We start from the raw sequence: 24531 nt of genomic DNA, 5'->3' as shown, positions 1-24531 counted from the left end.
CGCTGTCTCGTTATGATCGCCCGGCAGGATCATGCGCGCTCAATCGCGCATCTCCCGTCCGGTGAGTTTGAGGAACACATCTTCGAGGTTGGCCGGCCGATGCAGATACCGTATGCCCACGGTGTTTTTCAGACTCAGCAATAGGGGCTCGGCCTCACGGACGTAGCAGTAGAGCGTTTCGCCGCTGGTCTCGACGCGCTCGGCCAGTGCGGTCAATGTATCGCGCAGATTCGCCGGGATATCGCCGAAAACTTCCACTACGTCGCAACCGATCTCCTGGTCGATCAGTCCGGGCGGGGTGCCTTCGGCGATTTTGTGGCCGTTGTCGATGACGCACAGGCGGTGGCAAAGCCGTTCAGCCTCCTCCATGAAATGGGTTGTCAGGAGAATGGTCTTGCCTTCGGCCAACAGCGACTTCAGGCGCTCCCAGATCAGGTGCCGTGCCTGCGGGTCGAGCCCGGTGGTCGGTTCATCGAGAACCAGTATGTCGGGATCGTTGACCAGGGCGCGGGCCAGCGTGAGCCGGCGCCGCATGCCGCCCGACAACTGGTTGACGCGCGCATCGGCCTTCTGGGTGAGGCGCGCGAATTCGAGCAGCGCGGGGATGCGTCGGCGCATTTCGTTTTTCGGTATATCGAAGTAACGGCCGAATACTTCAAGATTCTCGCGTACCGTGAAGTCGGGGTCGAGATTATCGAATTGAGGCACGACGCCCACCCGTTTGCGGGCGGCCGGGGCATGAATCGGGATGTCCTCGCCGCCCAGCCGGATCGAGCCGCCGTCAGGCGTGGTGAGCCCAAGCAGCAGGCGCAGCGTGGTGGTCTTGCCGGCACCGTTTGGCCCCAGCAGGCCATAGCATTCGCCGCGCGCGACGGAAAAACTCAAGCTATCGACGACAGGCTTGCCGTCATAGAGTTTGCAGACATCATGTAAAGCGAGTGCGGTGGCAGACATGGCAATCGGGCGATACGGCGAATGACCCCGTGCGGGACACAGCCCGACAGTGTAACAAGACGCGGTGCGCAGAGCCGTTGCTTGGCGCGCATTGTGGTAATGTGGCGCTCTCGGTGGGGCGGTATTGGTCGATGATGGCTGATTTTTATCCGGAAATATTCATGAAAGGTGCTGCAAAAATGCCGCCAACTGGTCGGGATTGGCGATGAGTGCCGTCAGAGGGGCGAAATCGCCGCCGCAACAGGTCAGAATCATCGGCGGGCGATGGAAGCGTACGCCGCTTCCCGTGGTGATCGGGGAGGGGCTGCGGCCTACGCCCGATCGCGTCCGCGAAACACTGTTCAATTGGCTTGGGCAGGATTTGAGCGGTCTGCGGTGCCTGGACCTGTTTGCCGGCAGCGGCGCATTGGGATTCGAGGCAGCCTCGCGTGGCGCGGCACGTGTGGTGCTGGTGGAGAAATTGGTGGCATCGGTGCGGCAACTCGAGGCAATTCGCCAGAAGCTGGCCGCTACGCAGATCGAAATCCTGCATGGCGACGCGCTGCGCCTGGCCGGCAAGCTTGGCGCCGGCACGTTCGATGTGATTTTCCTCGATCCGCCGTTCGGCCAGGACTGGCTACCTCAGGTGTTGCCCGATGCCGCACGGTTGCTCGCGCCGGGGGGTGTTTTATATGTCGAGGCCGAGGCGCCGGTGGCGGCCGATTTGCTGGCTGCGACAGGCCTGCGCGTTGCGCGGCAGGCGAAAGCGGGCGCGGTGCATTATCATTTGTTGCAATCCGTGTCGATCGCAAGTGACGACAATGACTGAAATGAGCAGACCCTGAGCAGGGGGGGAGACGTTGGCATGGTGGTAGCTATTTATCCGGGAACCTTCGACCCGCTAACGCGCGGACACGAGGATTTGGTGCGTCGGGCGGCGGGCATTTTCGACAAGCTGGTCGTGGGGGTCGCGGACAGCCGTAACAAGAAGCCGTTCTTCACACTCGACGAACGGCTGGATATCGCCCGCGAAGTGCTGGGTCACTACCCGAATGTCGCGGTCGAGGGGTTTGCCGGATTGCTCAAGGATTTCGTTCGCAAGCACCAGGCCCGCGTTATCGTGCGTGGCTTGCGTGCTGTGTCGGATTTCGAATACGAGTTTCAGATGGCCGGAATGAATCGTTATTTGTTGCCGGACGTGGAGACGATGTTCATGACGCCCTCGGACCAGTATCAATTCATTTCGGGAACGATTGTGCGCGAGATCGCGCAGTTGGGTGGCGATGTCAGCAAATTCGTTTTCCCGTCGGTAGAAAAATGGCTGGTCGACAAGGTCAGCCAACTGTCTTGATGTAGCAGCGAGCGGTTCGCACCGATCCATTCAGTGCGCGTGTGAGTCGTATCGCGGGAGTATGGCCGTATGGCTTTGATGATTACCGATGAATGCATCAATTGCGATGTGTGCGAGCCGGAGTGCCCGAACGATGCCATTTCGATGGGCGTCGAGATCTATCAGATCGATCCGGACAAGTGCACCGAATGCGTCGGGCATTTCGACGAACCGCAGTGCCAGCAGGTGTGTCCGGTGGAGTGCATCCCGTTGAACCCGGAGCGCGTCGAAAGCAAGGACGCGCTGATGCAAAAATACCTGGCATTGCAAGCCGCCAAGAAGGGTGCCTAGCCGACTTTGGCTGTCGGCTCAGTGCCCCTCCTGCGCGCGATGCGAGATACAGGCAGCTACCGGCTGCCTTGGCTGTGCAAGTGCTGCATGGCTTTTTCCATGTCGCCCTTGATCGTCAGCGCGATGATTTCCTGTGCCCGGTTCATCGCTTGATCGATCGCTTCCTGCTCCTCTTTGCGAGGTGGTTTGAGGACGAAGTCGACCACCTGCGGGTTGCCTGCGGGCAGTTGGGTGCGCGGGTGTCCGATGCCGATACGCAGGCGCCAGTAGTCGGGCGTCGACAAGTGCGCGCTGATGTCTTTCAGGCCGTTGTGCCCGCCGCTGCCGCCGCCTCGCTTGAGCTTGATCGTGCCAGGGGGTAAATCCAACTCATCGTGAACGACCAGTATTTCGTCAGGCAGGATCTTGTAGAACCGGGCCAATGACACCACGGACAGGCCCGACCGGTTCATGAAGGTCTGCGGCTCGAGCAGCCAGACGTCCGCTCCCGCAACGCGTGCACGGGCAGCCAGGCCGTGAAATCGCGACTCTGCGCGTAGCGCGGCGCCAGCGTCCTGCGCCAGCGCATCGACGAACCAGAAGCCCGCGTTATGCCGGGTGCCCGCATATTCGGCACCGGGATTGCCCAGCCCGACAATCAGCTTGATCATAGCGTTCGATTCAGCAAGTAGGGTGGCGCCGCCGTTGCCTCGTAGTGGCAGGCCAATTTGATGGCTCCGTATGAAAAAACCCGCCGAGCCCAGACAGGTTCGGCGGGTTGCGAGACAAGCGCTACTGCGCGGAAATCAGGACGCCGCGGGGGCTTCTCCGGCAGCAGGCGCTGCTGCGGCTTCTTCCGACACTGCACCGGCAGGCACGCTCACCGTGGCGATCACGGGATTTTCCTGTTCGACGTGCGGCACCAGATCGACGCCTTGCGGCAGCGGTACATCCTTGGCATGCAGCGATTGGCCGAGCTCCAGCTTGCTCAGATCGATCTCGAGGAATTCCGGCAGCTTGCCGGGCAGGCAGCTGATTTCGATTTCGTTCATCACGTGGCTGACGATCCCGCTGCCCAGCTTGACCGCCGGCGACACTTCCGCGTTGACGAAGTGCAGCGGAATCTTCATGTGAATCTTGTGATTCGGATCGACGCGCAGGAAGTCGACGTGCAGCACCAGTTGCTTGAACGGGTGATATTGAACGTCACGCAACAGCACCTGCTCGGTGGTTCCGCCCACTTCCAGGTCGAGAATCGACGAATGGAAGGCTTCTTTGCGCAGCGCGTGATACAGCGCGTTGTGATCGAGTTCGATCAGTTTCGGGTCGACGTTCGCACCATACACGATACCGGGGGTTTTGCCGGTATTGCGCAGGCGGCGGCTCGCACCCGTTCCCTGCAGACTACGCTCGAAAGCGACTACTTTCATGATGACTCCCAGTGACCGCCCGCGACCAGGCGGTGAAGTGCCGGCAACACCCGAAACCCGGGGATCCGGCGATTAAAAGGGCAGGGATATTTCCCTGCCCACTGATATCGGCGGCGCGACGCCGCCGAAAAAATGCGTATCGATCAGAGATCGGCAAACAGCGACATGACCGAATCGCCCCGGCGAATGCGCGAGAACGTCTCGGCCAACAGGCCGGCGCTGCTCAGTTGGCGAATTTTTTGACCCTGCGAGTCGCCGCGCAGCGGAATCGTATCGGTGACGACCACTTCATCCAGATCGGACTCGTCGATTCGCTTGGCCGCGCCACCCGACAGCACCGGATGGGTACAGTAAGCGAAAACCCGCTTGGCTCCGCGCTCCTTAAGGACCTGGGCGGCCTTGCACAGCGTGCCGGCCGTATCGACCATGTCGTCCATGATCACGCAGGTGCGGCCTTCGACCTCGCCGATGATGTTCATCACCTCGGCCACATTGGCTTTGGGGCGACGCTTGTCGATGATCGCCAGATCGCAATGAAGTTGCTTGGCCATCGCACGGGCGCGCACCACGCCGCCGACGTCGGGCGACACGACCAGCAGGTCTTCGTACTTCTGCTTGCGCAAGTCGCCCAACAGCAGCGGCGAAGCATAGATATTGTCGACCGGGATGTCGAAGAAACCCTGAATCTGGTCAGCATGCAGATCCATCGTGATGATGCGCTCCACGCCCGCGATCTGCAGCATGTTGGCAACCACTTTGGCTGAGATCGCCACGCGCGCCGAACGGGGGCGGCGATCTTGCCGTGCATATCCGAAATAGGGAATCGCCGCGGTGATGCGTCCGGCCGAGGCACGCTTGAGCGCGTCGACCATGATCAACAGTTCCATCAGGTTGTCGTTCGTCGGCGCGCACGTGGATTGCAGGACGAAGACATCCTTGCCGCGTACGTTTTCCTGAATTTCAACCTGAATTTCGCCATCCGAGAAGCGACTCACCATCGCTTTGCCGAGCGGAATGCCGAGAATGCGGACGACCTCTTGGGCCAGGGCGGGATTGGCGTTCCCGGTAAATACCATTAAGCCATCGCTACTCATCTGGCACCTGCGGGACTGGGTGTGGGCGAAGCTGAACTAAAGAGAAACTGGCAGGGGAAGAAGGATTCGAACCTTCGCATGCCGGAATCAAAATCCGGTGCCTTAACCAACTTGGCGACTCCCCTACGCTGACCGATACCTCGCCGCGACAACCGCGACGAAGAAAAACTTCTTATGACGCAAAGCCAAACAGCGGATGACGATCGAGACTGGTACAAATACGGCCTTGCCAGTGCTCCGGTAACCTGCTGTACGCTTCCTGCGCCTGGATCCGATCGCCAAATGCCGCAAAGACACTGGCGCCGGAACCGGTCATGCGGGCGGTACCGAACGGCTTGAACCACTCGAGTACCGCAGCGACTTCCGGGTATTTCTCGGTGGCAACCGGCTGCATATCGTTGCGGCCGAAGACATCGTAATTACCGTGCCCGAGAAAGTCCGTAATTGTGATTGATTTCGTATTACGTGTCAATCGGGGATCGTTGAAAATTTCGACAGTCGGCACTTGCACGGGCGGCGTGACCACCAGGAAGTACCGTTGCGGCAAATCGACTGCCTGCAGGCGCTCGCCCAGTCCCTCGGCAAAGGCGTTGCGGCCAAACACGAAGAACGGCACGTCGGCCCCGAGTTGAAGGCCCAATCGGGCCAGTTCGGCGCGCGGCAGATCGAGTTGCCAGAGCCGGTTGAGCGCCAGCAGCGTGGTAGCGGCGTCGGAGCTGCCGCCACCGAGGCCGGCGCCTTGCGGCAGGCGCTTCTCGATGGCGATATCGACACCGAACCCTGTTCCGGTATGAGTTTGCAGCAAGCGCGCCGCGCGTACCGTGAGGTCGCTCTCCGGTGGCACGCCTGGCAGGGGTGTTTCGTGCATGATCCGGCCGTCGGCGCGTCGCCGGAAATGTAGCGTATCGGCCCAGTCGATCAATTGAAAGACCGTCTGCAACTCATGGTAGCCGTCGGCGCGCCGGCCAGTGATATGTAAAAAGAGATTGAGCTTGGCCGGGGCGGGGCAATCGCGCAGCGTGTCGGACATGACCGGTTTGTTTGTCTATCGGATTAATTATCGAGCACCAGCTTGACCTGGAGCGGTTCGCCGTTGACTTCGCGCGACAGGTTGACGCGCTTGATGTGCGCTGGCTGAGTGTCTGTGTAACTGAGGTAGTCGATTGTCCAGCCGTCCTGCTGCAATTGCGTGATACGCCCGGTTTGCGGGTCGCGCGTGAGAGTGCCGTGCGTATTGGGCGCGGCTTCGAGCTGCAGCCAATAGCGCAAGCCCGCCACCGGCAGAGCGAATCCGAGCGCATCGCGCATGACCTGCTCCAGCCTGGGGCCGGTCAGCGGGGCGCGGTTGGGCAGTTCGAGTTTGGCCTCGCCTGGGGTGCTGTAGACGATTGCCTGGGTCTGGCCGAGCGGATTGAGCAGTTGCAGCGTGACGGCATCGCCGCGTTGCCGCCACGCAAAATTACCGTAGGCGTTTTTGATTTCGCCGTTTTGCTCATAGCGCACGGCAAACCGCCCGTCGTAATCCTGAACGGCGCTACCGGCGGCCGTATTCGCGACCGAAGGCGCCTGCAAACTGGCACAGCCGGGCAGAACGCAGGCGGTTGCCAGCAAGCCGCTCAACAGAAACGGGCGCAGCCAAAGCGTGGGTCTTGCCATCAAGCTCATACTCATGGATTGAAGTGGAAGCGCTTGAGCGTCGCTTTGAGCGTGTCGTCGTTGGGGTCGACCTTGTAGGCCTCGCGCCAGTATTTGCGCGCTTCATCCTGTTGGCCGGATTCCCACAGCGCTTCGCCCAGATGTGCACCGATCTCGGCTTGTGCCTGGATGGTAAATGCCTGCTTGAGCAGGGCGACGGCCTCGCTCTTGTCGCCCATGCGGAATTTGACCCAACCCAGGCTGTCCATGATGTAAGGGTCATTGGGCGCCAGGGCGGACGCCTTTTGCAGCAGCTTCAACGCCTCCGGCAGACGGGTATTGCGCTCGGTGAGCGAATAGCCCAGCGCGTTGTACGCCTGCGCGTTGTTCGGCTGAATCGCGATCAGGCGGCGCATGGCCTTTTCCATGACCTCGTAGTGCTTGTTGAGTTCGGCTGCCATGCCGTACTGGTACAGCAGGTCGCCGTCGCTCGGATACTGCTTGGAAAGTTTGGCGAGCAGTTCTTCGGCCGCGCCGAAGCGTTTGGCCTTGACCAGGATGTCCGCCGCGCCGCGCTTGAGAGTCAATTGATCCAGCGGGTCACTCGTTTGCACGGAGCGCAGCAGAGCGAGCGCGGCCCCCACCTTGTTTTGGTCGCTCAGGAGCTGGGCGCGCCCGATCTGGGCGGGGATGTACGCGGCACTGCCAACCGAGATGCGGGTGAGCCATTGATCGGCCGCCTGATAATCCTTGCGGTCTTCGGCGATTTGAGCGAGATAAATATAAGCTTGGGCCGGGTCGGTATTCTGCTGAACCGCCTCGTCGGCATACTTGCGCAGGTATTGCTCGGCTTGTGCGTTGTGCTGGCTGTGCAAGTTGAGCAACGCCAGCGCCATCAGGGTTGAGAGGTCGTGAGGATAGCGTTTTTCAAGCAGTTCGAACTGCTGTTGCGCGGCGTCGAGCTTATTGTCTGCCAGCAGCAATCGTGCATAAGCAAAGCGCACTTCCTTGGCATCGGGGTTGCGGGCCAAAAACGCCTGCAGCTGGGCAATCGCAATGGGGCGTTCGGAAGCGCCGACTTCGGATAATTGCAGCGCGGCGGCCTGGTAATCCGGCTTGATTTTGAGCGCGGTATCGAGCGACGTCATGGCAGCGGCCGGTTGGCCGGCAGCCAGTTGCTCGCGGGCCATCGCGAGTTGTGCTTCGGGGCGCTGCATGTCGTTGACGAGCATGCGTGTCAGTACCGCCAACGCGTCGTTCTGGTTCGGTGCGCGGGACAACAACTGCTGGAGTTCGAGGATGGCTTCGCCGCGCCGCGCCTCGGGCACTGCCGCGAGTTCTTCGGCGAGCAGCGGCTCGGCTTCCTTCAGGTGGCCGGTACCGACCTCGAGGCTGGCGAGCAGTTGACTGGCGGGACGGTATTGCGGATCCAGGCGGTGCCACTGGCGAGCGGCAACCAGCGCGTCGCCCAGTTGTCGGGCACCAAGCGCAATTTCCACCGAGCGGCGGGCCATGCGCGGATCGTGCGTTTCCTTGGCCAGCGCCAGATAAGTATTGTATGCAGGCGCCAGCAAGCCCCGCTGCAAGCTGATTTCCGCCGCCAGCACCTGGAACATGATTTCGCTGTTAAGCGCGACGTTGGGCAGCTTTTCCTGCTGTGCGGCCGGTTGGTTGGCGATGATTGACGACGCCGGCATGGCCGGCGAAGGGGCTTCACTCTGTGCAAAAACCGGATGTAGCGTGGTGACACCGAACAGTGTGCCTAAAACGGCCAGGGTGCGCCAGCAGGCTGTGAGCCGCGGCAAGTACTTCTGAAAGCGGGGGCGGATAATGGTCGGCATAATGGTCCGATGCGTGTTTCAATGGATTGTAGCGCGCTCGCTACAATAGAGTCTAAATCCTCAAGAAACGTTCGACAGTATGCCTGAGTTGCCGGAAGTCGAAGTAACCCGCCGGGGCATTTCCCCCCATGTCGCAGGCCAGCGCATCACCCGTGCCGACGTGCGGGTGCCCGCTCTGCGTTGGCCCGTGCCGCCCGGTTTGGACGCGTTATTGCGCGGCCAGACACTGCGCCGGGTCGAGCGGCGAGGCAAGTACCTGCTGCTGGGGTGTGACCAGGGCTGGCTGCTGGTTCACCTCGGCATGACCGGCACCTTGCGCGTGCTGTCCGATGTGACGGCGCTGCCGGCGGCCGGCAAGCACGATCACGTCGATCTCGTGTTCGAGCGCTGCATATTGCGGTATCGCGACCCGCGCCGCTTTGGCGCGGTGCTGTGGCATCCGGCCACGGCCGGCGACGTTTTGCACCACCCGTTACTGAGCACGTTGGGCGTCGAGCCTTTTTCCGACGACTTCAGCGGCGCGCTGCTGCATGCCCGCACGCGCGGACGCAGTGTGGCAATCAAGCAGGCGTTGCTGGCCGGCGATATCGTGGTCGGGGTGGGCAATATTTATGCGTCGGAGACCCTGTTCCGGGCGGGCATCCATCCGCGCGCGGCTGCCGGCCGCATTTCCCGGGCCCGCTACGATCGCCTGGCTCAGGCCATTCGCGAAATTCTCGCCGCCGCCATCGACAAGGGCGGCAGCACCTTGCGCGACTTCGTCGGCAGCGACGGCCAAAGCGGCTATTTCCAGCTCGATTACTTCGTGTACGACCGGACCGGAAAGCCGTGCCGTGTATGCGAGACGCCGATTCGCCACATCGTGCAGGGCCAGCGCTCGACCTTTTATTGTCCGCGCTGCCAGCGCTGAACCACCGTTCGTACAAACCTCGTTCGCCAATGCCCCCCAGCTCGCTTCAGACCTCTTTCGCGCCTCGCCTGATCGCCTGGCAGCAGCGTCATGGCCGTCACGACTTGCCGTGGCAAAACACCACCGACGCCTATCGCATCTGGCTGTCCGAGATCATGTTGCAGCAGACGCAGGTCGCCACGGTGATTCCCTATTACGAGCGCTTCCTGCGGCAATTTCCCACCGTGGCGGCGTTGGCCGCAGCGCCGCAGGATGCGGTGATGGCGCTGTGGAGCGGACTGGGCTACTACAGCCGCGCACGGAATCTGCATCGCTGCGCGCAGCACGTGGTGGACGAATATGACGGGCAATTCCCGCGCGACGTCGAGGCGCTCGCGCGTCTGCCGGGCATCGGACGATCGACGGCGGCAGCCATAGCGGCTTTCGCCTACGGCGCGCATGCGGCGATTCTCGATGGCAATGTCAAGCGTGTGCTCACGCGCGTATTCGGCATCGAAGGCTATCCCGGCGAGACCCGGGTCGAACGCGAGTTGTGGCAGCTGGCCGATGCACTGCTGCCCGGCACCGATTTGCAGGCGTATACGCAGGGCGTCATGGATCTGGGCGCTACCGTGTGCGTGCGCGGCAAGCCGCTATGTTCGGCCTGTCCGTTTGCCGATGATTGCGTTGCCCGGGCCACCGGTCGCGAGCGGCTGCTGCCCACGGGCAAGCCCCGCAAGACCGTTCCCGAAAAGCATTGCGACATACTGGTGATGTGCGATGGCGAGCGCGTATTGTTCGAGCGCCGGCCCGACAGCGGTATCTGGGGCGGATTATGGAGCCTGCCGGAATTTGCTCCACCGACCGCGGTGCCCGGCGAATCGGTCTCGTCGAGCGATATTGCCGACGCGGCGGGGCGCTATGGGCAGGTGCGCGAGATCGAACGCATGGCGGCGCTCTCGCATACCTTCACGCATTTCAAGCTGAATCTTCAGCCATGGCTGATTACATTGACGCGAGCAAGCGGCCCGCGAGACACCGGCCAAGCGTGGCTGGCAGCGCACGAAATTGCCGCGGCTGGCTTGCCGGCTCCGATTCGCCGCATCGCCCTGGCGCTAAAGGGCAACGGCAAGCAGCTGTCGTTTGGCCTGGCTTCTGCCGATTGAAAGGCCGGCTAGGATTGCACGTCGGCCGGCAGTTCCCGGTGCCGCACGATGACACTGGTGCGGCCGCTGAAACGGGTCGCCAATGTCTGAGCAATGTAGACCGAGCGGTGCTGCCCGCCAGTGCAGCCAATCGCAACGGTCAGGTAGCTGCGGTTGTCCCGCATGAAGCTGGGAAGCCATTTCTCCACATAGGCAGCGATGTCGTCGATCATCTCGAGGACTTCCGGCACGCTGCTGAGAAAATCGATCACAGGTGCATCGCGGCCCGTCAGCGGCCGCAATTGAAGGTCGTAATACGGGTTCGGTAGCGAGCGCACGTCGAACACGAAATCGGCGTCGAGCGGCACGCCATGCTTGAAGCCAAATGATTCGAACATCAGCGTCGGGCCTTGCTGATCCTGCTGAACGAATTCCTTGATCCAGCGTCGCAGCGCGCTGGCCCGCAAATTACTGGTGTCGATCTGATGGCCGAGCTCGGTCAGATCGCTGAGCAAATCCCGTTCGTGCTCGATGGCCTCGACCAGCGAACCGCTGTCGGAAAACGAACCGTTCGGCAGCGTCGACAACGGATGACGGCGCCGGGTTTCCGAATAGCGCTGCACGAGCGTTTGCGTGTTCGCGTTGAGAAACAGCACGCGCACATCGTGGCCGAAACGCCGCAATCCGCCGATGATCGGAGGGAGATCGTCGAGCGCGCCGCCACTGCGTGCATCGATGGCCACGGCGAGTTGGCCGTGACCCTGCATGTCGAGGTACTCGGCCAACTCAGGCAGGAATCTGGACGGCAGGTTATCGACACAGTAATAGCCGGCGTCTTCCAGCACATTGAGTGCGACCGATTTTCCCGAGCCGGAAATTCCCGTGATGAGGACGATTTTCATGGTCTGGTCTGAAGCGAAGCGCGATCCCCGTTGGTAACGAGTCCAACTCGCATGGTCAGTCTGGGCCGGTCGAAAAAAAGGGCAGCCGGGCTGCCCTTGCGATCGATGTGCGACCTACGAGGCGACGCACGGGTTCAGTGCTTGCCGCTCAGACATTCTTTCATGAAGGCCTTGCGCTCGTCACCCTTTTTGCCGGTGGCTTCCTTGTTGCAGGCTTTCATTTTCTCCTGCTGCGACATCGGCTTTTTGGCCGACAGGCATTCCTTCATGAATGCTTTGCGCTCATCGCCCTTTTTGCTGCCGGCCTGACGGTTGCATTCGGTCATCTTGCTTTGCTGCGAATTTTGCGCAAACGTCGGTGCGGAATAATAGAGGGGGGCAAGCAACAGCAGCATAGCCAAGACTTTCTTCATGGTTATCTCCTGACGTCGGTGAGGGGGGCGGCAAGCCGCGCAAGCATTACAGCATGAAAGGGCAGGGCGCGCAAATTCACCCGATGCGTCAAAGCAGCCTGCCTTGGGCTCCGCCGTCGGGCTCCTGCATTGCCAGTCGCTGGCGTTCCATGAAGTCCTGCAGGGTGTCGATGCCGCGCAGCTGCAAAATGGTGTTGCGCACCGCAGCCTCGACCAGCACCGCGAGGTTGCGGCCCGCAGCCACTTGCAGCGTGACCTTGCCGATCGGCAATCCCAGGACGTCGACGGTCTGCATTTCCAGTGGCAAACGCTGGAATTCACCATCCGGCCTGCGCACCAGCTGGACGATCAGCTTCAACTTCATTTTGCGCCGTACGGCGGTTTCACCAAAGATCGTCTTGATGTCGAGCAGGCCCAGGCCGCGCACTTCCAGCAGATTCTGTAAAAGCGGCGGGCAGCGTCCCTCGACGAAATCCGGGCCCAATCTGACAAAATCCACGGCGTCGTCCGCCACCAGTCCATGGCCGCGGCTGATCAGTTCCAGTCCCAGTTCGCTCTTGCCAAGGCCGGAGTCGCCAGTCAGCAACACGCCCATGCCGAGAATGTCGAGAAAAACACCATGCATCGTGCAGCATGGGGCGAAGACCCGGGAGATATACAAACGCAGGCTATCGATGACCGATGCGGTCGACAGCGGCGTGGTGAACAGCGGCGTGGACGAGCGGGTGCAGCGCAGCACAAGGTCGGGCGGCGCGGCCAGGCCGTCGGCGACCACCAGAAACGGCGGCTCGAGCGCGATCAGCTCGGTCATGTTGTGCTTGCGGTTTTCTTCGGAGAGGCGCTGGTAATACTTGAGTTCGGCCTCTCCGAGCACCTGGATGCGATTCGGGTGGATCAAATTCAGGTGACCGACCAGATCCGCGCTCGACGTGGCGTTGGAGACTGTCTCCGGAGCAAAGCCCCGTTCCCAGCCCTCGTGGCCGGCCAGCCAGCTCAGTTTGAGCGTGGCCGCATTGTCGTCGAAAATACTTTGGGCGTTAATGCCGTTCAGTTCCACCGTATTCCCTCTTGAGACGTGCTTGCCGTTGACGGGGGCGGCATCAAGGTTGCCAAGTGCTCAGGGCCTGATGAATGACTTCCGGCTCGGTAGCGCTGGCGAGTATCTCCCGCATCGAACGATCGGACAGTAACTGGGCAATTTCCGACAGAATTTCCAGGTGCTGCTGGTTCGCTTGCTCCGGCACAAGCAGGAAAAACAGCAAGGATACGGGTAACCCATCCGGCGCTTCGAACGGGATCGGATCGGCCAGGCGAATAAACGCAGCCAGCGGATGCTTCAGCCCTTTGATGCGCCCGTGCGGGATGGCGACGCCCTCGCCCAGGCCGGTCGAGCCGAGCCGTTCGCGGGCAAACAGATTGTCGGTCACAGCGCCGCGCGCTTGCCCGTGATTGTTCTCGAACAACAGTCCGGCTTGTTCGAAGACGCGTTTCTTGCTGGTGACATTCAGTCCCAGGACAATATTGGTAATAGGTAAAAGTTTGACTAGACGGTTCATCTTGTGATGCGGCGCTCAAATGGCGTGGAACCGAAACCCCGGGAATCGACCACGCATTATAGACCAGCGAGGCGTTGTCGCTCTCGGATCAATCTTATTGTGGCATGCATCCCGATTTGACGTATCCGGCGGATGTCTCGGCACATAAAGCAAAGGGCCGCTGCTGCGGCCCTGGTCACATGCCGGCGTTCTGGCCGGCGACTGCTCATTGATTGAATCTATTGAGGTAGATCTGGCGATTGATGTTTGATTGCTTCATGCTGATGCTCCTGAAGACGATCCTTGTGCCGAATCACCTGGCGGTCCAGCTTGTCGATCAGCATATCGACGGCAGCGTACAGATTGCCGTCGCAACTTTCTACGTATATATCCTTGCCCTTTAAATGCAGGGTGATTTCCGCCTTTTGCCGTTTCTCTTTTTCCTTATGGTTGTCGAGCGACAGTAGCACACTGACATCGATCACCTGGTCAAAGTGCCGGACCACGCGGTCCAGCTTGTTGACCACATACTCGCGCAACGCTGGCGTGATGTCGAGATGGTGTCCACTGATCTTGAGATTCATAGCTGCTCTCCTTGCTGGGGCGCCGCGGTGTTGGGTGTGGCGATTCAGTTGGCGGTTGCTTGCATCGTCACGGAATGAGCGCCGCGGCAGGGCGACCCCGATGCGGGTTAGCGCATCGGACCTTACAAAGATTTGCGCAAATTGACTGCCGGGATCCGTAACGCTTCGCGGTATTTGGCAACGGTGCGCCGTGCCACCACGAAACCCTGCTCACCCAGCAGTTCAGCTATGCGGCTGTCGGAAAGGGGGTTTTTGGACTCTTCTGCTCCTATCAGTTGCTTGATGAGGGCGCGAATGGCGGTCGAGGAGGCCGCCCCGCCGGTGTCGGTTGCCACATGGCTGCCGAAAAAATATTTCAGCTCGAACGTGCCGAACGGCGTGAGCATGTACTTGCTGGTCGTTACGCGTGAAATGGTCGATTCATGTAAGCCTAGCGTATCAGCAATTTCCCGCAAAACCAAGGGCCGCATGCCGATTTCACCGTGCGTGAAAAAATTCTTTTGCCGCTCGACGATGGCTTGCGCGACGCGCAGGATGGTATCGAAGCGTTGCTGAATATTCTTGATCAGCCAGCGCGCCTCCTGCAGTTGCTGCTGGAGATTGCCGGCGCCCGGGTCGTTGCGATTGCTGCGCAGAATCCGCGCATACATTTCGTTGATGCGCAGCTTCGGCATGATCTCCGGATTCAACTCCGCGTGCCAGGTCTTGCCTGACTTGCGCACCAGGACGTCCGGAATGACGTAGTCCGTGGTGGGGCCGCCATAAGCCGAGCCGGGGAATGGATCGAGCGCGCGGATCGCTGCATGAGCCGCGCGCAATTCGGCGTCGCTCGCGCCGAGCAGGCGTTTGAGTCGAGTGAAGTCGCGGGCCGCCAATAACTCGAGATGGTCCTGCACGATCCGCAGCGCCAGCGCCCGGACTGCATTGGCCGGCTGGCGCTGCAACTGCAGTTTCAGGCATTCCGCGGCGTTGCGCGCGCCCACGCCCGCCGGATCGAAGCTTTGCAGCAGGGCCAGTGCGGCATTCAGTTCCTCGGTTTCGAGCTCGAGCTCCGACAACAGCTCATGCTGGATTTCATCCAGCGTAATTCCCAGATAGCCGTCTTCATCGAGGGATTCGATCAGGAAGCCCACCAGGGCACGGTCCCGTTGGCTGGCCTGGGTCAGATTCAGTTGCGCGAGCAGATGTTCGCGCAGGCTGGTCTGGTCGACATGCAGTTGCGGCTGTGACGCGTCGTCGTCGTCCTGGGCGTTGCCATTGCGACTGAAATCGTTGAGCGTCCAGTCGCCGGCGGTGTCCCGCAGGGGTTCGCCATAATCGCTGCCGTCCTGGTCGCCGCCGCCCTCGGGCGATGCCGCTTCGCGGCTGCCGCCAAGCGGTGGCTCGGCGGCGGATGCGCCGCGCTCGCTGCGCAAGGAACCGTCGGTGTTGACGCGAACCGAGCCCGAGAGCCAGTCGTCGGCCTGCTCCAGCATCGGGTTTTGTGTCAGCGCGTGTTCCACTTCCTGCTGCAGCTCGAGCGTCGACAGTTGCAGCAAACGGATCGATTGCTGCAACTGAGGGGTCAGGGCCAGATGCTGGGAGGTGCGTAGTTGAAGCGTCGGTTTCATATCGTATCCTGGTTCAATTGTAGAGGCTTTGCCAGGACAAGGGAACCGATGCGCGCACCAGCGCGGCGGCGTGTTCGGGGAGGCGTGGCGGGGGACGTGCCCGCACCCATTACATGCGGAAGTTCTCGCCCAGATAAACGCGCCGCACGCTCTCGTCGGCGACGATCTGGTCAGGCGTGCCGGCGGCCAGCACGCTGCCTTCGCTGATGATGTAGGCGTGGTCGCAGATGCCGAGCGTCTCGCGTACGTTGTGGTCGGTGATCAACACCCCGATGTTGCGATCCTTGAGAAACCGCACGATACGCTGAATCTCCAGCACGGCGATCGGGTCGACACCGGCGAACGGCTCATCCAACAGGATGAAGCGCGGCCGAGTGGCCAGCGCCCGCGCGATTTCGACGCGGCGGCGCTCGCCGCCGGACAGCGACATCGCCGGATTGGCGCGCAAGTGCGCGATCTGCAATTCGTCGAGCAACGATTCGATGCGCTCGTCGATGTCTTTCTTGGGCAGCGTCTTGCCGTCGTCGCCGTTTTGCAGTTCAAGCACTGCGCGGATGTTTTCCTCGACACTCAGTTTGCGAAACACCGAGGCTTCCTGGGGCAAATACGATAAACCGAGTCTGGCGCGCCGGTGAATCGGCATGTCGCTCAACAGGGTGTCGTCCAGGCTGATCTGCCCCGCGTCGGCCGGCACCAGTCCGACGATCATGTAAAAAGAGGTCGTCTTGCCGGCGCCGTTGGGACCAAGCAAGCCGACCACCTCGCCGCTTTTTACATCCAGCGAAACGTCTTTGACGACAGTGCGCGTGCCGTAACGCTTTTTCAGGTTGCGTACGGTCAGGACGCTCTTGACGGGCTGTTGGGATGGGCTATTCACGCGGATTGCCGAGACTGTTGGAGGGTTTCAGGGCGGTGCCGGCCCCGCTCGGCGCCGCGGCACCCGGGGTGCTGGCGGTTTTTGGCGCCAGGGTAGCCCGCACGCGGCCGCCCGGGTTGTTTTCGCTGACCTGGTCTTTGCCGCCGACGGCCGTATAGACTTCGTTATACGTGTCGTAAGTGATCACGCTGCCATGCACCTCGTCCATCACCTTGGCGCCGGCGAGCCGCTTGAGCACCGCATGCTTGGTCAGCGTGGCGATCTGGGTCTTGCCGTTGTAATCGATTTGCTCGCCCCAGCCTTCGATATATTCATCGAGACCGTCGCGCTTTTGTTTCATGAACGCGAGCTTGCCCGGCGCGGCATAGGCGGTGGCGTACTGATAGCCCTCCGGATCCTGATGCACCTCGACGCGGTCGGCCTTGAGCACGATGGTGCCCTTGGTGATCGTCACGTTGCCGGTGAATACGTTGACCTGCTTGAGATCGTCGTAGCGCATCTGGTCCGACTCGATGTTCATCGGCTTATCGCGATCGGCGCGTTCGGCACGCGCTGGCATCGAGAACAGCAACGCGCACGCGAGGATGGTCAGCGCCGCGCAGCCCAGGCGCCAGAAGATGGATCGGTCGGTCATGAGTCTTGTTGTGATGGCTTTAATGTTTTGCCCCGGTTGGTTTGGCGGTGCCCCGTGAGCCGTTCAATTCGGCGGGCATGATGGTCCCGCGCACGTTGCCGAGCAATTGTAATACCCGGGTAACGTTATTGAAATTCATGCCGCTGGCGGTCATCACCGACTGCCCGCGCGTCAACTGCACCGGCATCTCGGTGCGCACGACATCGTCGTTGACCAGCACCTGGAAGTGCTGCGAGGTCGCTCTCATGCCAGGATCGGTCGCATCGGGCGCGCGCGTGATAACGGCCTGATCGTACAGGTCGACCACCGAGTCGTCACTGTTGATCGTGCCGCGCAGGGCCGTCGCGGTCACCTCCGGCTGCCCGGGCGTAAAGGCGCGAATCGCCGGGCGTGTCACGCTGGTGGTCGAGTCGTCCTCGTAGTGCACCATGGTGGCCGCATTGATCCGGTACTGGGTTTGCCCAGTGGCCGAGAGCATCGAAATCGAGATATTGTCGGCGTAGTAGTCCGGCGTGTGATGCTTGGGACGTTCCGCCGACGGCTCGCTGGTCGGCAGCGTGCGCTGCACCAGCCAATAGGTTCCGGAGGCCAATGCGGCCAGCAGGATGGTCGCCAGGATCGAGGTCGGGGTTACGCGTTGCATCGGGCGGTGCTATGCCAGGACCTGGTTCAGCAAATCGTCGTAGCTGCCCCGCGCGCGCAGCACGAAGTCGCACAGCGCGCGCACTGCGCCGGCGCCGCCGCTTTGCTCGGCGATCCAGTGGCAGCGCTGGCGCACCTCGGGGTGGGCGTTGGCGGGAGCCGCGGCAAAACCCACCCGCGTCAGCACCGGCAAGTCGGGCCAGTCATCGCCCATGTAGCCGCATGACGCCGGCGCGATGCCGGTGGCCGCGCACAACGCGTCGAGCGCGGCGCGCTTGTCGCTGGCGCCTTGATGGACATGCGCGATGCCTAGCTCGGCCGCGCGCAGCGCCACCGTCTCGGAACGACGGCCCGTAATGATGCCGACCTCGACCCCGCTGGCAGCCAGCAATTTCACGCCGTGACCGTCCAGGGTGGAGAACTGCTTGCCGAATTCCCCCTGCGGGCCATACAGCAGGCGACCGTCGGTAAACACGCCGTCGACATCGAAAATCATCAGGTCGATGCGAGCGGCGCGCTGCCGGGCGACGGTAAGATCGTGCGATTGGGTCATACCACTTTGGCCGCGAACAGGTCGTGAATGTTCAAGGCGCCGAGCAGGCGATCGTCGGCATCGGTGACGAGCAACTGCGTGATACCGTAGCGCTCCATCAGCTCGGCGGCCTCGGCAGCCAGGTGGTCGGGCCCGATGGTGCGCGGCCGCGCGGTCATGACTTCGGTCAGCTTGAGCTCGCGAAAATCGAGCGTGCGTTCCATCAATCGCCGCAAGTCGCCGTCGGTGAAGATGCCGGCTACCTTGTTGTCGCGATCGACGATGGCCGTCATGCCGAGGCGTTTCTTGGTGATTTCGAGCAGGGCTTGCGACAGACTCGCGTCAAGCGTCACCTGGGGCACCTGTTCGCCCGTGCGCATGATGTCTCTGACGTAGGTCAGCAGCCGTCGGCCCAACGCGCCGCCCGGGTGCGAGCGCGCGAAATCTTCCGCCCCGAAGCCGCGCGCGTCGAGCAGGACGACCGCCAGTGCGTCGCCCAGTGCGAGTGCGGCGGTGGTGCTCGCCGTGGGAGCCAGATTGAGCGGACAGGCTTCTTTTTCGACGCTGGCGTCGAGATGCACATCGGCCAGCTTGGCCAGACTCGACGCCGCGTTACCGGTCAGGGCGATCAACGCCGCGCCGGAGCGCTTGACCGCCGGCAGGATGCTGACCAACTCCGCCGTTTCGCCTGAGTTCGACAGCGCGACCACGATGTCCTCGGCGGTAATCATGCCGAGATCGCCATGGCTTGCCTCGGCGGGATGAACGAAGAATGCGGGTGTGCCGGTGCTGGCGAACGTCGCCGCGATCTTGCGGGCGATGTGGCCTGATTTCCCCATGCCGCTGACGACGACCCGGCCCTTGCATGCCAGCAGCAAGCCGACTGCCGCGGCAAAGCTTTCATCGAGCTGTGCGCCGATGCGTTCCACTGCGGAAGCTTCAATGCGCAACACCTCGCGGGCAAGCGCAAGTGCCCGGTCGGAATTGATTTTCGCTATCATGCGCGGAGTATAGCAAACCAACGCAAGCCGCATGGCGGGCCGCGCCGGAGCGCGTAAGCGCGCCATAAAGCGGCAATCCAGGGCGCTTTCCCCTGTTTCGAACGTCTACCGGAAAGTCGTGCCGATGATCTCGCCACTCGAACTGACGCTTATCCTGTTGCTGGCCGCGGCGCTGGGGGTGGTCCTGTTCCGCTTCCTGCGTCTGCCGCCGACCCTCGGCTATCTGGTCGTCGGGGTCATTATCGGCCCGCACGCCTTCGGCGTGGTGGGCGATTCCGAGCGCATGCAGTATCTGGCCGAATTCGGGGTCGTGTTTCTGATGTTCTCGATCGGCATCGAATTTTCCCTGCCCAAGCTCAAGGCGATGCGGCGTGTCGTCCTCGGGCTCGGGGTGTCGCAGGTCGTGCTCACGATTCTGGCCAGCGTGCTGGCGGGTTTGGCAATCAATTGGTGGTATCCGCTGTCGTGGCAGGCGTCGCTCGCGCTGGGCGGGGCGCTGGCAATGTCGTCCACGGCGATCGTCAGCAAGCTGTTGTCGGAGCGTCTCGAGCTGGAGTCCGAACACGGCCGCAACATCATGGGCGTGCTGCTGTTCCAGGACCTCGCGGTGGTGCCGCTGCTGATTCTGATCTCGGCGCTCGGCGGCAATCCGAAAGCGCTGCTCATGGCGTTGGCGCTGGCGGCGCTCAAAATCACCGGCGCGCTCGCGCTGCTGCTCTGGGTGGGGCAGCGGCTCGTCGGCCGCTGGTTTCATGTGGTGGCGGCGCGGCGCTCGCAGGAACTGTTCATGCTGAACCTGCTGCTGCTCACGCTCGGCATGGCCTATCTGACCGATTTGCTGGGCCTGTCGATGGCGCTGGGCGCCTTTATCGCCGGCATGCTGATAGCCGAGACGCCTTTCAGGCATCAGGTGGAAGACGACGTCAAGCCGTTTCGCGATGTGCTGCTTGGCTTGTTCTTCATTACCACCGGCATGCTGCTCGATCCGCATCTGGTCGCGCGGCAGTGGCCGCTGGTGCTGGCTTTGCTGATCGGGCCGGTTGCGCTCAAGTTTTGTGTGATTGCCGGGCTCACGCGCCTGTTCGGCGGCAGTCCCGGCGTGGCGATTCGTACCGGCCTGGGGCTGGCGCAGGCCGGCGAATTCGGCTTCGTGCTGCTGAATATGATTCGCGGGCAGGCACTGGTCGAGCCGGCGCTGATCCAGGCGATCCTGGCCTCGATGCTCCTGTCGATGCTGCTGGCGCCATTTCTGATTCAGAACGCCGACCGGATCGCCCTGCGATTCGCCTCCAACGAGTGGATGCTGCAGGCGCTGCAGATGACCAAAATCGCCTCGCAAAGCATGAAGACCGCCGGGCACGTCATCATCTGCGGTTACGGCCGCTGCGGCCAAAATCTGGCGCGCCTGCTCGAGCAGGAAGACATCGCCTATATCGCGCTCGAACTCGACCCCGATATCGTGCTGGCCGCGGCCAGTGCCGGCGAATCGGTGGTGTTCGGCGACGCGGCCCGGCGCGACGCACTGGTGGCTGCCGGGATTCACCGTGCCGCCGGCGTGGTGGTGACCTACGACAGTACGCCGGCGGCGCTCAAGGTGCTCGCCAACGTTCACGACCTGGAGCCCACCCTGCCGGTCGTGGTGCGCACCGTCGACGATAGCGACATCGATAAACTGCTCGCCGCAGGCGCCACCGAAGTCGTTCCCGAGATCGTCGAGGGCAGCCTCATGCTGGCCTCGCACGCGCTGGTGCTGGTGGGTGTGCCGATGCGGCGCGTGCTGCGGCGCATCGAGGAAGCCCGCAATGCGCGCTACGGACTGTTGCGCGGCTATTTCCGCGGTACAGGTGACGAAGACGATACTGCCGACCACGAACAGGTGCGACTGCAATCCGTGCCGCTCGGACAGCGCGCGGCGGCGATCGGACGCACCATTGCCGAGCTGCAGCTCGGCAAGCTCGGCGTGGCCGTGACCGCGATTCGGCGGCGCGGCATCCGGGGTCTGGAGCCGGACGTCGCAACGCGACTGATTGCCGACGACATCGTCGTGCTGAGCGGGCCGTCCGAAGCGCTGGCCGATGCCGAGGCACGCCTGCTCGGCGAGTGAGCCGCGCTTTGGCATAATGACAGGCCAGTCACGAGGCGCGCGGTGTAGTGCGGCGCCTCTTTTACCGAGGATGCCGTGCAGATCGATCAATCTCCCGCCGATTACATCAAGAGCCAAATTCGCACCGTGCCTGACTGGCCGCAGCCGGGAGTGATGTTTCGCGATATCACGCCGCTGCTGAAAGACCCGCGCACGCTGAGGCTGTTGATCGAAGTATTCGTGCATCGCTACATGCAGACCGAACTCAAATACGTCGCCGGCATCGACGCGCGCGGTTTCATTCTCGGCTCGATCCTGGCGCACGAGCTCAACGCGGGCTTCATTCCGATCCGCAAGAAAGGCAAGCTACCCTACCAGACCGTGTCGGAAGAATACGAACTCGAATACGGCAGCGCCGCCGTGGAGATTCATGCCGATGCCTGCGACGCCGGCGACAAGGTCTTGCTGATCGACGATCTGGTGGCCACCGGCGGCACCATGCTGGCCGGCAAGAAGCTGCTCGAAAAGCTTGGCGCCGATGTCGTCGAGGGCGCGGCCATCGTCGATCTGCCCGAACTCGGCGGCTCGCGGCTGTTGCGCGAGGCCGGCTTGCCGTTGTTCCTGGTGTGTTCGTTCGACGGGCATTGATCGCGGGGCCCGCCCGGTACGGCAATTCTCCATTCCATCGCATGTGCTGAAACCGACATGACGCTACCCCACCTGCTGGTATTCCTCGGAACTTCGATCGTCATTACCGTGGCGCCGGGGCCCGACAACCTGCAGGTGCTGGCGCGCGGCATTGCGCAGGGGCGCGCTGCCGGCCTGGTTGCGGCCTATGGGTTCGCCAGCGGCCTGCTGTTTCATACGACGCTGGCCGCGCTCGGTCTGGCCGCCGTGCTGCGCGCCTCGCCGTGGGCGTTCCAGGCCATCAAGCTGGCGGGCGCGGCCTACCTGATCTGGATCGGGCTCAAGGCCCTGACGAGTCGCGCCGGTCTCGGCGTGGCTCACGGGCAGGCCGGCAAGCCACTGTGGCAGGTATACCGCCAGAGCGTGCTCGGCAACCTGATGAATCCCAAAGTGACGCTGTTCTTTCTGGTGTTCCTGCCGCAATTCGTCGACGCCCATGGCGGCCGGCCGAGTCTGCAGATGTTCATGCTCGGCCTGGTATTCATGCTGCAGACCGTGGTGATCTTCAGCGTCTACGGCTGGTTTGCCGGGGCGCTGGGCGCCTGGCTGAAACGGCGGCCCGGTGCCGGGCGCTGGCTCGACAGGGCCGCCGGCGCGACCTTTATCGCACTGGGCGTGCGAGTCGCCTTGCCGGGCTGAGGCGCGGTGATGACCGCCCGGCGCCGGTGTATCCTGTGGCTTCCTTTTGCGATGACTTCTCCTCACCCATGCTAGCCGAGCAACGACAACAATACGTGCTGGAGCAACTTGCCAAAAGCGGCGCGCTCGCCATCAGTGACGTGGTGCGCGAGCTGGGCGTCTCGCGCGAGACCGTGCGGCGCGATTTCAATACCCTGGCGGCGCGCGGCCTGCTGCTGATGACGCACGGCGGCGCGCTGGCAACCGAGCGTGCCGAGCCCGACTCGACGCTGCGCGAGACGGTCAATGCGCCAGGCAAGCGCGCGATCGGCGTGCGTGCGGCCGAACTGGTGGCCGATGGCGCTTCGCTGATCATCGACTCAGGCACGACCACTCGCGCGATTGCGCAGGCGCTGCTGGAAAAGCACCGCCTCACGGTCTACACGAATGACTGGCAGATCGCGCGCATGCTGGGTCGCCAGCACGAGAATCGCGTGACCCTGCTGGGCGGCGAGCTGCAGGACAACGAGGATGCCGTGCAGGGCTGGGACGCGGTCAACCAGTTGGCGCAGTATCATGCAGACATCTCGTTTGTCGGGGCCGGCGCAATTACCGCGGAGGCCGAACTGACCGATTACACGCGGGCTGCCGCCGAATTGCGCGCGCGCATGCTGCTCTCGGCAAACATGGCGGTCGTGGTGGCCGACGCCACCAAGTTCGGCCGTACGACGCCGGTGCAGATTCGTCATTTCGAGGCGGCGCGTTACGTCATCAGCGACGCCGCGCCGGCCAAGCCGATCCTGCACAAACTGCGGCAGCGAGGTCCGGAACTGCTCATTGCGTAGTCCGATGCATCGATGCGCTCCGCCGGTATTTCACCTGCGGCTGGCCTGGGCCCGCACGCATCCGATGAACGCGTCGAGCGCTTCGGACGAATGTCCCTCGGCGTAGACCAGCGCCACACCCATCGATAGCTCGTCGCCTTCCTTGAGCGCGCGAAAGGCGACGCCGTTGCGCTTGATGCTACGCAACGACGCGGGCACCAAGGCCAGGCCCTGACCGGCGGCGATCAGCCCCAGCAGCACGTGATGATCGGGGGGCTCCGGAACGACGGTGGGAGCAAAGCCGATGCGATCGAAGTAGGCTTGGCAATAGTCGTAAAACCCCGGATTCAGGCGCCGCTCGAACCAAAAAAAAGGATCGCCCTCCAGCTCCCGCAAGCCGATGCTGCGCTTTCTCGCGAGGCGGTGATGCGCCGGCAGCGCGACCGCCAGCGGCTCCTGCCGAACGCTTTCAATCTTCAGGCCGGGGGCTTCCGTATGCAGTCCGATCAAGGCCGCATCCATCGTGCCGTTGCGGATTTCCTTGACCAGGCCGATCGAATGCCGGCTTTTGACGATCAGCGGCCACTGCGGAAAACGACGGCCAAAGGCATCGAATATATCGGTGAAGGCGCTTGGGTCGAACACCGTCGTGTGCCCCACGACCAGGCGGGCCGCGGCTCGGCCGCGCATCGCCTGGACGGCGGCCACCGCCTTGTCGGCCTGCGCAAGCGTGCGTCGCGCTTCCGGCAAAAAGACGCGTCCGGCCTCTGTCAGTGCGACACCGGTCTTGGCGCGCGTGAAAAGCGCCACACCCAGCGCCTCTTCCAGTTGCTGGATCTGACGGCTCAGCGGAGGTTGCGATAAATGCAGGCGCTCGGCTGCGCGGCCGAAATTGAGCGTCTCGGCCACTGCCAGGAAGTAGCGGAACTGTCGCAGATCGATCCTGTTGTTCATACCGAAAA

At 62.4% G+C, this 24531-nt stretch carries 28 protein-coding genes and 1 tRNA gene; 9 read left to right on the top strand and 20 right to left on the bottom strand.

Annotated features, from left to right (window positions below; all coding sequences use genetic code 11):
* Positions 1 to 39: 39 nt before the first annotated feature.
* The gene (gene nodI / locus PATSB16_RS16335; RefSeq protein ID WP_047215118.1) at positions 40 to 954 is read right to left on the bottom strand and encodes a nodulation factor ABC transporter ATP-binding protein NodI; all 915 of its coding nucleotides are present in this window, start codon (positions 952 to 954) and stop codon (positions 40 to 42) included.
* Between the two features lie 205 nt (positions 955 to 1159).
* Between nodI and rsmD the strand changes: the two genes are divergently transcribed.
* From rsmD to PATSB16_RS16320, 3 genes are all read left to right on the top strand, one after another.
* Entirely contained in the window at positions 1160 to 1762 is a 603-nt protein-coding gene (gene rsmD / locus PATSB16_RS16330; protein ID WP_047216674.1) for a 16S rRNA (guanine(966)-N(2))-methyltransferase RsmD, read from the top strand.
* A gap of 36 nt (positions 1763 to 1798) precedes the next feature.
* On the top strand, positions 1799 to 2284 hold the full coding sequence (coaD, locus tag PATSB16_RS16325) for a pantetheine-phosphate adenylyltransferase (protein ID WP_047215117.1): 486 nt from the start codon (positions 1799 to 1801) through the stop codon (positions 2282 to 2284).
* A 69-nt stretch (positions 2285 to 2353) separates the two neighbouring features.
* Entirely contained in the window at positions 2354 to 2614 is a 261-nt protein-coding gene (locus PATSB16_RS16320; protein WP_047215116.1) for a YfhL family 4Fe-4S dicluster ferredoxin, read from the top strand.
* A 56-nt stretch (positions 2615 to 2670) separates the two neighbouring features.
* Here the strand turns inward: PATSB16_RS16320 and pth are convergent, their stop codons facing one another.
* The 7 genes from pth to PATSB16_RS16285 all read right to left on the bottom strand — a co-directional run bounded on the left by pth (position 2671) and on the right by PATSB16_RS16285 (position 8593).
* Positions 2671 to 3264, bottom strand: coding sequence for an aminoacyl-tRNA hydrolase (gene pth, locus PATSB16_RS16315; protein WP_047215115.1), 594 nt, complete (start codon positions 3262 to 3264; stop codon positions 2671 to 2673).
* A gap of 135 nt (positions 3265 to 3399) precedes the next feature.
* Positions 3400 to 4023 carry a 50S ribosomal protein L25/general stress protein Ctc gene (locus tag PATSB16_RS16310; protein WP_047215114.1) on the bottom strand — a complete coding sequence of 208 codons (624 nt, stop codon included), beginning with the start codon at positions 4021 to 4023 and terminating at the stop codon, positions 3400 to 3402.
* A 143-nt stretch (positions 4024 to 4166) separates the two neighbouring features.
* Positions 4167 to 5117 carry a ribose-phosphate pyrophosphokinase gene (locus PATSB16_RS16305; RefSeq protein WP_047215113.1) on the bottom strand — a complete coding sequence of 317 codons (951 nt, stop codon included), beginning with the start codon at positions 5115 to 5117 and terminating at the stop codon, positions 4167 to 4169.
* Between the two features lie 48 nt (positions 5118 to 5165).
* A tRNA-Gln gene (locus PATSB16_RS16300) sits at positions 5166 to 5242 on the bottom strand.
* A gap of 47 nt (positions 5243 to 5289) precedes the next feature.
* Positions 5290 to 6147 (bottom strand): 4-(cytidine 5'-diphospho)-2-C-methyl-D-erythritol kinase, encoded by an 858-nt coding sequence (ispE, locus tag PATSB16_RS16295; protein ID WP_047215112.1) that lies wholly within the window; start codon positions 6145 to 6147, stop codon positions 5290 to 5292.
* A gap of 23 nt (positions 6148 to 6170) precedes the next feature.
* Entirely contained in the window at positions 6171 to 6788 is a 618-nt protein-coding gene (gene lolB, locus PATSB16_RS16290) for a lipoprotein insertase outer membrane protein LolB (RefSeq protein ID WP_156884784.1), read from the bottom strand.
* Positions 6785 to 8593, bottom strand: a complete 1809-nt coding sequence (locus tag PATSB16_RS16285; protein WP_072628672.1) for a tetratricopeptide repeat protein — start codon at positions 8591 to 8593, stop codon at positions 6785 to 6787. Before PATSB16_RS16285 ends, lolB begins: the two co-directional genes overlap by 4 nt.
* 79 nt (positions 8594 to 8672) lie before the next feature.
* Here PATSB16_RS16285 and mutM point away from each other — a divergent pair, with 79 nt between their 5' ends.
* Together mutM and mutY are read left to right on the top strand one after the other, a co-directional pair.
* Positions 8673 to 9503, top strand: coding sequence for a bifunctional DNA-formamidopyrimidine glycosylase/DNA-(apurinic or apyrimidinic site) lyase (mutM, locus tag PATSB16_RS16280; protein ID WP_047215111.1), 831 nt, complete (start codon positions 8673 to 8675; stop codon positions 9501 to 9503).
* Positions 9504 to 9532: 29 nt separating this feature from the next.
* The gene (mutY, locus tag PATSB16_RS16275) at positions 9533 to 10648 is read left to right on the top strand and encodes an A/G-specific adenine glycosylase (protein ID WP_047215110.1); all 1116 of its coding nucleotides are present in this window, start codon (positions 9533 to 9535) and stop codon (positions 10646 to 10648) included.
* Between the two features lie 8 nt (positions 10649 to 10656).
* On the opposite strand, the gene rapZ is transcribed toward mutY, so the two are convergent.
* The 11 genes from rapZ to PATSB16_RS16220 all read right to left on the bottom strand — a co-directional run bounded on the left by rapZ (position 10657) and on the right by PATSB16_RS16220 (position 19357).
* The gene (gene rapZ, locus PATSB16_RS16270; protein WP_047215109.1) at positions 10657 to 11529 is read right to left on the bottom strand and encodes an RNase adapter RapZ; all 873 of its coding nucleotides are present in this window, start codon (positions 11527 to 11529) and stop codon (positions 10657 to 10659) included.
* Positions 11530 to 11663: 134 nt separating this feature from the next.
* Positions 11664 to 11942 (bottom strand): PsiF family protein, encoded by a 279-nt coding sequence (locus PATSB16_RS16265; RefSeq protein ID WP_047215108.1) that lies wholly within the window; start codon positions 11940 to 11942, stop codon positions 11664 to 11666.
* A gap of 88 nt (positions 11943 to 12030) precedes the next feature.
* Positions 12031 to 12999 (bottom strand): HPr(Ser) kinase/phosphatase, encoded by a 969-nt coding sequence (gene hprK, locus PATSB16_RS16260; RefSeq protein ID WP_047215107.1) that lies wholly within the window; start codon positions 12997 to 12999, stop codon positions 12031 to 12033.
* Between the two features lie 43 nt (positions 13000 to 13042).
* Positions 13043 to 13498, bottom strand: a complete 456-nt coding sequence (locus PATSB16_RS16255; RefSeq protein WP_047215106.1) for a PTS sugar transporter subunit IIA — start codon at positions 13496 to 13498, stop codon at positions 13043 to 13045.
* 218 nt (positions 13499 to 13716) lie between these two features.
* On the bottom strand, positions 13717 to 14061 hold the full coding sequence (gene hpf / locus PATSB16_RS16250; protein WP_047215105.1) for a ribosome hibernation-promoting factor, HPF/YfiA family: 345 nt from the start codon (positions 14059 to 14061) through the stop codon (positions 13717 to 13719).
* Between the two features lie 122 nt (positions 14062 to 14183).
* Positions 14184 to 15671 carry an RNA polymerase factor sigma-54 gene (locus PATSB16_RS16245; RefSeq protein WP_047215104.1) on the bottom strand — a complete coding sequence of 496 codons (1488 nt, stop codon included), beginning with the start codon at positions 15669 to 15671 and terminating at the stop codon, positions 14184 to 14186.
* A gap of 109 nt (positions 15672 to 15780) precedes the next feature.
* On the bottom strand, positions 15781 to 16548 hold the full coding sequence (gene lptB / locus PATSB16_RS16240) for an LPS export ABC transporter ATP-binding protein (protein ID WP_047215103.1): 768 nt from the start codon (positions 16546 to 16548) through the stop codon (positions 15781 to 15783).
* Positions 16541 to 17182, bottom strand: coding sequence for a lipopolysaccharide transport periplasmic protein LptA (lptA, locus tag PATSB16_RS16235; protein ID WP_047215102.1), 642 nt, complete (start codon positions 17180 to 17182; stop codon positions 16541 to 16543). Before lptA ends, lptB begins: the two co-directional genes overlap by 8 nt.
* A gap of 19 nt (positions 17183 to 17201) precedes the next feature.
* Positions 17202 to 17825, bottom strand: coding sequence for an LPS export ABC transporter periplasmic protein LptC (gene lptC / locus PATSB16_RS16230; RefSeq protein WP_047215101.1), 624 nt, complete (start codon positions 17823 to 17825; stop codon positions 17202 to 17204).
* A 9-nt stretch (positions 17826 to 17834) separates the two neighbouring features.
* Positions 17835 to 18377, bottom strand: coding sequence for a KdsC family phosphatase (locus PATSB16_RS16225; protein ID WP_047215100.1), 543 nt, complete (start codon positions 18375 to 18377; stop codon positions 17835 to 17837).
* The gene (locus tag PATSB16_RS16220) at positions 18374 to 19357 is read right to left on the bottom strand and encodes a KpsF/GutQ family sugar-phosphate isomerase (protein ID WP_047216671.1); all 984 of its coding nucleotides are present in this window, start codon (positions 19355 to 19357) and stop codon (positions 18374 to 18376) included. Before PATSB16_RS16220 ends, PATSB16_RS16225 begins: the two co-directional genes overlap by 4 nt.
* Before the next feature lie 124 nt (positions 19358 to 19481).
* Here PATSB16_RS16220 and PATSB16_RS16215 point away from each other — a divergent pair, with 124 nt between their 5' ends.
* From PATSB16_RS16215 to PATSB16_RS16200, 4 genes are all read left to right on the top strand, one after another.
* Entirely contained in the window at positions 19482 to 21461 is a 1980-nt protein-coding gene (locus PATSB16_RS16215; RefSeq protein ID WP_047215099.1) for a monovalent cation:proton antiporter family protein, read from the top strand.
* Positions 21462 to 21536: 75 nt separating this feature from the next.
* Positions 21537 to 22088: an adenine phosphoribosyltransferase gene (locus tag PATSB16_RS16210; RefSeq protein WP_047215098.1), complete on the top strand. Its 552-nt coding sequence runs from the start codon at positions 21537 to 21539 to the stop codon at positions 22086 to 22088.
* Between the two features lie 57 nt (positions 22089 to 22145).
* Complete coding sequence (locus PATSB16_RS16205) at positions 22146 to 22766, top strand: LysE family translocator (protein WP_047215097.1); 621 nt, start codon at positions 22146 to 22148, stop codon at positions 22764 to 22766.
* Positions 22767 to 22834: 68 nt separating this feature from the next.
* Positions 22835 to 23590 (top strand): DeoR/GlpR family DNA-binding transcription regulator, encoded by a 756-nt coding sequence (locus tag PATSB16_RS16200; RefSeq protein WP_047215096.1) that lies wholly within the window; start codon positions 22835 to 22837, stop codon positions 23588 to 23590.
* A gap of 30 nt (positions 23591 to 23620) precedes the next feature.
* Here the strand turns inward: PATSB16_RS16200 and PATSB16_RS16195 are convergent, their stop codons facing one another.
* Entirely contained in the window at positions 23621 to 24523 is a 903-nt protein-coding gene (locus tag PATSB16_RS16195; protein ID WP_047215095.1) for a LysR family transcriptional regulator, read from the bottom strand.
* Between the last annotated feature and the right edge of the window lie 8 nt (positions 24524 to 24531).

Source organism: Pandoraea thiooxydans, from assembly GCF_001931675.1.
GTDB lineage: Bacteria > Pseudomonadota > Gammaproteobacteria > Burkholderiales > Burkholderiaceae > Pandoraea > Pandoraea thiooxydans.
The sequence above is the reverse complement of the archived record's forward strand: the minus strand, read 5'-3'. Positions and strand labels throughout refer to the sequence as shown.